Origin of the sequence: Neobacillus novalis NBRC 102450 (genome assembly GCF_001591805.1) — a bacterium.
Taxonomy (GTDB): domain Bacteria; phylum Bacillota; class Bacilli; order Bacillales; family Cytobacillaceae; genus Neobacillus; species Neobacillus novalis.
Window position 1 is genome coordinate 112,559 of sequence record NZ_BCVP01000025.1, and the last position, 6,094, is coordinate 118,652.

5 protein-coding genes and 4 tRNA genes are annotated in these 6,094 nt (G+C 39.0%); all 9 read right to left on the reverse strand.

Features of this window, described 5'->3' with window-relative positions; translation table 11 throughout:
* Positions 1–27: 27 nt before the first annotated feature.
* Positions 28–1,263 carry a CdaR family protein gene (locus BANVL01_RS18615; RefSeq protein WP_066094825.1) on the reverse strand — a complete coding sequence of 412 codons (1,236 nt, stop codon included), beginning with the start codon at positions 1,261–1,263 and terminating at the stop codon, positions 28–30.
* Positions 1,256–2,083, reverse strand: coding sequence for a diadenylate cyclase CdaA (cdaA, locus tag BANVL01_RS18620; protein WP_066094822.1), 828 nt, complete (start codon positions 2,081–2,083; stop codon positions 1,256–1,258). Before cdaA ends, BANVL01_RS18615 begins: the two co-directional genes overlap by 8 nt.
* Positions 2,084–2,398: 315 nt before the next feature.
* Positions 2,399–3,022 carry an anti-sigma factor family protein gene (locus tag BANVL01_RS18625; RefSeq protein ID WP_066094819.1) on the reverse strand — a complete coding sequence of 208 codons (624 nt, stop codon included), beginning with the start codon at positions 3,020–3,022 and terminating at the stop codon, positions 2,399–2,401.
* Positions 3,023–3,041: 19 nt separating this feature from the next.
* The gene (gene sigW, locus BANVL01_RS18630) at positions 3,042–3,605 is read right to left on the reverse strand and encodes an RNA polymerase sigma factor SigW (RefSeq protein WP_066094816.1); all 564 of its coding nucleotides are present in this window, start codon (positions 3,603–3,605) and stop codon (positions 3,042–3,044) included.
* Positions 3,606–4,596: 991 nt separating this feature from the next.
* Positions 4,597–5,496 carry an arginase gene (gene rocF, locus BANVL01_RS18635; RefSeq protein ID WP_066094812.1) on the reverse strand — a complete coding sequence of 300 codons (900 nt, stop codon included), beginning with the start codon at positions 5,494–5,496 and terminating at the stop codon, positions 4,597–4,599.
* Positions 5,497–5,708: 212 nt separating this feature from the next.
* A tRNA-Lys gene (locus BANVL01_RS18640) sits at positions 5,709–5,781 on the reverse strand.
* 1 nt (position 5,782) lies between these two features.
* Positions 5,783–5,857, reverse strand: a tRNA-Gln gene (locus BANVL01_RS18645).
* A 40-nt stretch (positions 5,858–5,897) separates the two neighbouring features.
* Positions 5,898–5,982 (reverse strand) — tRNA-Tyr (locus BANVL01_RS18650).
* Between the two features lie 21 nt (positions 5,983–6,003).
* Positions 6,004–6,076 (reverse strand) — tRNA-Thr (locus tag BANVL01_RS18655).
* Positions 6,077–6,094 lie beyond the last annotated feature (18 nt).

Here is a 6,094-nt window from a genome sequence, read left to right on the forward strand (position 1 = left end):
CTCTCCTTCAACATAAATTGCTGGATATTAGGCATTATTTTTTGAAATTGTAATTTTCGCCTTCACTTTATCAGGTTTCCACTTTACATTCGGCGGGCCTTCTACCTGAATATTCACTTCATGATCCCCCTCCGTAAGACTAGACAGATCAATGTAAACTGAAAAGTCGTCCGGTTTCAAAGCGCTTAATGCCGCTGTTGGACCATTTATTAATAAATTTATCAACTGATTATCCGGATCATTTATCTCCGCTTGATAATCTTCGGATAAGCCCTGAATTTTTACCGGAATACCCGATAGGGTCTTCTCATCCTGCTTATTGACATTGACCACCACAGTTACTTTTACTGTTTGCGGGCTAACCTTAGTAATCCCATTTGAGATGATGACAGGTAAAGTAAGTGTTGTATTTTCGCTAATTTTACTAATGTCTACTTCGACCCTGACACTTTCTGTCGTCTTCAGCACATCTTCATGTCCCATAATAGTCGCTTCATTTGTGTCAAGTTCTATCGATTGAATCGTAACTCCCTCTTGAGCTGTTCCTTTTCTCACAATATTAATCGGAACAGTCTTGGTGTTACTTTTTACGGGAATGGTGACCTTAACGACCTCAGGTTCCACCACGACATTTAACTTATTTAAATCCTTGTCCAGAACTTGGATACGAGCTTCTTTCGTAAATGATTCTTTCAGTTTACCTTTCCCATCAAGGGTGGCCTTTACATAGGAAATTCGGTCAATCACACTTTTAGCACCGGTAATTTTCACTTTACTAGGCTCGACAACAGGCTGCCCGGCGGAATAGCCCTCTTCTATTTGGCCTGAATTAAACTCTGCCTCGACTTTGAATTCCTTAGTAATCTTTTCCTGAACCGTTACGGTCACACTGGCTGGGCTTAGGGTTGCGGACAATTTATCAGATAAATCTCGTATTTTTAGTTTCACTGTTTGTTTGCCAATCTTGGCATCTTTCAAATCGAGATAAACCTCGAAGTTCTTTGCTGCCTTGGCTGACTGAACGTGGGTTTTCGGTCCTTTTATGGTTATATCGATTGTGCTGGGAATTCCGGCCACGACTAAATTCTCCACATCGTAATAAACTTTTACAGGAAAATCCTTTATTGTGGCTGTCGATTGTCCCCCCGGTACATAGACATCTGTAATCTTCTTGCCTGTATGTTGTACCGAAGAATATAAGAGCATGGCTAATAACAAGGCAAGGATTTTAATAAACCAAGGATTATCCATCCATTTATCCATTATTCTTACCCCTCCAGTTCCAACGAGCGGAAGAAGTCTGTTTCGTTTTGTTATTGATTAATAATTCACTTGTCAGTAATTCTTTCAAACCCTCTGTATTTACATCGCGATGAAGCTCGCCATTCTTTGTAAGTGAGATATTTCCCGTCTCCTCCGATACGACGACAGTTATACTATCCGTGACCTCACTAATTCCTAATGCCGCCCGGTGCCTTGTTCCCAGTTCCTTGGATATAAAGGGGCTTTCCGATAATGGAAGATAGCAGGCAGCAGCCGCGACATTATTTCTTTGAATAATCACTGCACCATCATGAAGCGGTGTGTTCGGGATGAAAATATTAATCAACAATTCCGAAGAAATGGTCGAGTTTAATTGGATGCCGGTTTCTATGTAATCACTCATGCCTGTTTCTCTTTCAATCGATATTAAAGCACCGATGCGGCGCTTTGCCATATAATCCGTTGCTTTAATGATCGCTTCAACAGCTTTTTCCTGATTATCATCAACCGGATTACTGCTTCTCGAAAAGAACCGTCCCCTCCCTAACTGCTCAAGGGCACGTCGTAGTTCAGGCTGAAAAATAATAATAATCGCAAGAAACCCGTATGTTATCACTTGCTCCATCATCCAGCTTAACGTTTGTAAGCCGAGAAAATCACTGACAACTCTGACAAGAAGAATGACCAATATACCTTTTAATAACTGAACGGCCTTCGTTCCCTTTATCACGTTAATCAGCTTGTAAATGACATACCATACGAGGACAATATCAACAATACTAGCCAAATACTTCCATATTGTGAAATCAGCAAACGGCATTGTTTTTCCTCCGTAACTTTCTAAAAACGTAGATTGAATACAACTAATTCATTATAACATAAATGCACCATGTACTTATTATATCTATCTCCTAAAAATTAATTATGAGTTATACACCACTATAAACTATAAAAGGTTATTCAGAGCACCATCCCTGCCAATAAAGGCGGTGTGAGCAGAGCAAAGCTTAACTATATTCAAAGTGTTTTATGTACATCTCCCACTACTAATGGATTTTCTGATTCCTTATGCGGCGCTCCGCCCCTTTTCCTAAAAAAAAAACAAATCACTCGTTAAAGATGAGTGATTTGCCTTTTATTCGGTTTCCGGCTGGTCGAAGATATCAATGACTTCTTGTGCCGTCCTTTTCATATGATACCAAACCCAGTCGAAGACCTCATTAACTTCCTCAATTTGGCCGGTTACATGGCCCGCAGAAGCCAGATATTTCTCTCCATTAATAACCGTTACATTGCCTTTAATTTCACCTTCAATTTCCAATTTCCCATTTCGAACGATGACATCGCCTTTGACAGTTTCCCCTTTAGGGACAATGACTGTATTATTTTTTACGACCAAGTTTTTTTGCTTCGTTACAGAAAACTCCTGATCCTGATTCCAAGTGGAAAATATGCTTCCCAACATTAATAGGAAGAATAATGAGGCTGCGACAAGCATTGGATGATTTTTCAGCCATCGCCCCATCCAAACCTTCTTCTTCTCCTTAGGTAAACGAGAAAGGACATTAGCTGTGAAATTTGCTGGTGCCTGCATATGTGAAATGCTTTTTACAAAAGCAATCGTCTTTTTTAATTCATTAAAAATGGTTTCACACTCTTTACAAGTTTGGAGGTGTTCCCTTAATATTTGTTCCTTATCGGGTTCGATTTCCTCATCTAAATATTCGTGCATTAGTTCGATGATTTGTTCTGGACACATATTTTGTTTCACCCTCTTATCACACATATTGTAATTGTTGTCTTAACGCTTCCCGACCGCGGTGAATTCTTGTTTTTACGGTTCCTAAAGGTAAATCAAGAATTTCACTAATTTCATTTAAGGACAACTCTTCAATATATTTTAGTACAATGGCCGATCGATATTTTTCAGGCAGTTTTAATATTTCCTTCTGGATTGTTTCATGAAGCTCTAAACTTTCTACCTCATTTTCCGGCAGAGGAGTCTTGTCGGGAATCTGGGAATACATCGTTAAACCCTCTGTTCCAGCCACTTCTGCATCTAAATAATAATCCGGTTTCTTCTTTCGAATTCTATCAATACAAAGATTGGTTGCAATCCGAAAAAGCCAAGTCGAAAACTTAAAATCTTGGTTAAAGGTATGAATATTAACATAAGCACGGATAAAAGCTTCCTGTGCCATATCCTCTGCCTCATGCCGGTTTCCTAGCATTCTAAAACACAGCTGATAGACGCTGTTTTTATATATTTCAACGATTTCACCAAAGGCATCTTGATCACCTTTAATGACTTGTTTAATTCTCTTTTTTACAATAGCTTCCATTAATTTCCCTCAGCTCCAATGCTGCTATACGATAATACGATTCGCTAGCAAAAAGGTTTCGTTTTACACGAAAAATTTATCAACACCTTTAATATTAACAAAAATTTACTATAGTGGTGAAATAATAAGTTTGAAGATTTTCTTATTGTGGAAGATATTATGAGGTTAGGAAAAAAAGCAGCTGCTTTTTATGGATAAAGGGTTGCGTTTTCGGGGGCTTTTCTTAAAATTCGTGCCGAAATGACAGTCGCATTGGCATCGTTATTGGTATATTAAAAAGTAAAACCTGCCATAGTAATTGGCGAGTTTCTTTATTAGGAATACAATAACTTTATTTATATAAAACCTCACTTACTTGTGATAATGTTCACCGTAACACATCAAAATGTGGTTCTTTTACATTTTTGAGCTAAAACTCTTCAAAATAAGATGTCTTTTCCTTAATCGAGTAACCAGCAAAAAAAAAATAAGCGGAAATTTTTCGGTTAAATGCAGATTGGAGCTTATTTCGGGGTAAATAAGGGGAGATTTTCCGATTGTGCCAAGAAAAATCCCCCATTTTCGAGTTTTTCGAGTCAATAGGCGGAATTTCTCCGTCTATTTAAGCATTTTTTAATAAAAATTACTCATTAAGCGGAATTTCTCCGCCTATTTATCAACACGGGCGCTTAACCTAATCCCCAACCGAAAGTGCGGATTCTCTTTATCCTAGATGCAGGAATCAGCAGCTTTTTATCGGCCAGCATATAAAGATTAATAAAATTGGTACTCAAAACAGTACTGCATATGACAGAAGTTTTGATCCTCTTTATTAAAAGTACAATATATATTGTCCATCATAAAAATGATGTCAATTGCTATGTCAAAGTTAATAGAATTTCGTAGAAACCTTGATAAATAAAGAAAAAGACGTATGTCAATTCTTGTGTCTTTTAATAACAAAGCACCCTTGAAAAGGGAACCCGTTTTTTATGGAAGAAAGCTGCTTTTTTTATACTAATTTTTCACCGAATAATGATCCCATTAATCCAACAGCAATAGACGCTGTTTTATTCTTATCGTCTAAGATTGGATTAACTTCCACAAATTCTGCTGATGTTATGATTTTTGCTTCTTCGAGCATTTCCATAGCCAAATGGCTTTCCCTGTAGCTGATGCCGCCAATAACAGGTGTTCCAACCCCTGGTGCGTCATTTGGGTCTAAACCATCCAAATCAAGTGAGAGGTGGACGCCATCAGTTCTTTCCGTAAAATAGGCAATCGTTTCCTCCATCACCTTTGCCATGCCCATGCGGTCAATTTCATGCATCGTATAAACTTTAATTCCTGTTTCTTTAATTAGAATTCTCTCGCCTTCATCCAGCGATCTTGCTCCAATAATCACTACGTTCTCTGGCTTCACTTTTGGAGAATAGCCGCCAATCTCTGTTAACGCCCGGTGCCCTAATCCAATGCTGGCTGCTAACGGCATTCCATGAATATTACCAGAAGGGCTTGTCTCAGCAGTATTCAAATCACCATGAGCATCATACCAAATCACACCAAGATTCTTATAGTGTTTTGCAACACCTGCTAATGTACCAATTGCAATGCTGTGGTCTCCTCCAAGTACAAGTGGAAATGAGCCTGATTGAATAGCTTCGTCTACCTTTTTAGCAAGCAATTCACTCTTTTCGGCAACTAAATCTAAATTTCTTAAATTTGATTCTTTATCAACGACTACTTCCGGCCTGCCAATTGGTATATCACCTAAATCGTGGATATCATCAAATAGCGGCTTAAGTCGTTCATTAATCCCAGCATACCGAATGGCACTCGGACCCATATCAACCCCGCGTCGCATTTGTCCTAAATCCATCGGCATCCCAATAATCGATAATTTCTTGCTCATCGTAAATTCCTCCCAACCCCTTAATATCTACTATTTTAACCGCTTTCATAGAAATGACTCAACTCGACAAAGTTGTGTATATATATGCGTAAGTAAAGACGGGAACCCATGGACTGAACTTTTATGTGATATTAGAGTGGTTCTGTTGGAAAAAATCCGAAAATTTGCATATAAAAACCTAGGGATACATATCCCTAGGTTTTTATTTTTTATGAGCCATGAAGGACTCGAACCTTCGACCCTCTGATTAAAAGTCAGATGCTCTACCAACTGAGCTAATGGCTCTTGGCTGGGCTAGCTGGATTTGAACCAACGCATGTCGCAGTCAAAGTGCGATGCCTTACCGCTTGGCTATAGCCCAATAATACTATAAGTATGTCCAATTTTTCTAAAAATATGAATGGTGGAGGGGGACGGATTCGAACCGCCGAACCCGGAGGGAGCGGATTTACAGTCCGCCGCGTTTAGCCACTTCGCTACCCCTCCATATTCAATAAAAAAACAAGGTGCCGGCGAGAGGACTTGAACCCCCAACCTACTGATTACAAGTCAGTTGCTCTACCAATTGAGCTACCCCGGCACAGTTAACATAAGATTA

Bases quoted from the DNA above. Each gene is read 5' to 3' on its own strand.
- cdaA (WP_066094822.1), bottom strand. From the start codon at position 2,083: ATGCCGTTTGCTGATTTCACAATATGGAAGTATTTGGCTAGTATTGTT.
- BANVL01_RS18625 (WP_066094819.1), bottom strand. From the start codon at position 3,022: ATGTGTCCAGAACAAATCATCGAACTAATGCACGAATATTTAGATGAG.
- rocF (WP_066094812.1), bottom strand. From the start codon at position 5,496: ATGAGCAAGAAATTATCGATTATTGGGATGCCGATGGATTTAGGACAA.
- sigW (WP_066094816.1), bottom strand. From the start codon at position 3,605: ATGGAAGCTATTGTAAAAAAGAGAATTAAACAAGTCATTAAAGGTGAT.
- BANVL01_RS18615 (WP_066094825.1), bottom strand. From the start codon at position 1,263: ATGGATAAATGGATGGATAATCCTTGGTTTATTAAAATCCTTGCCTTG.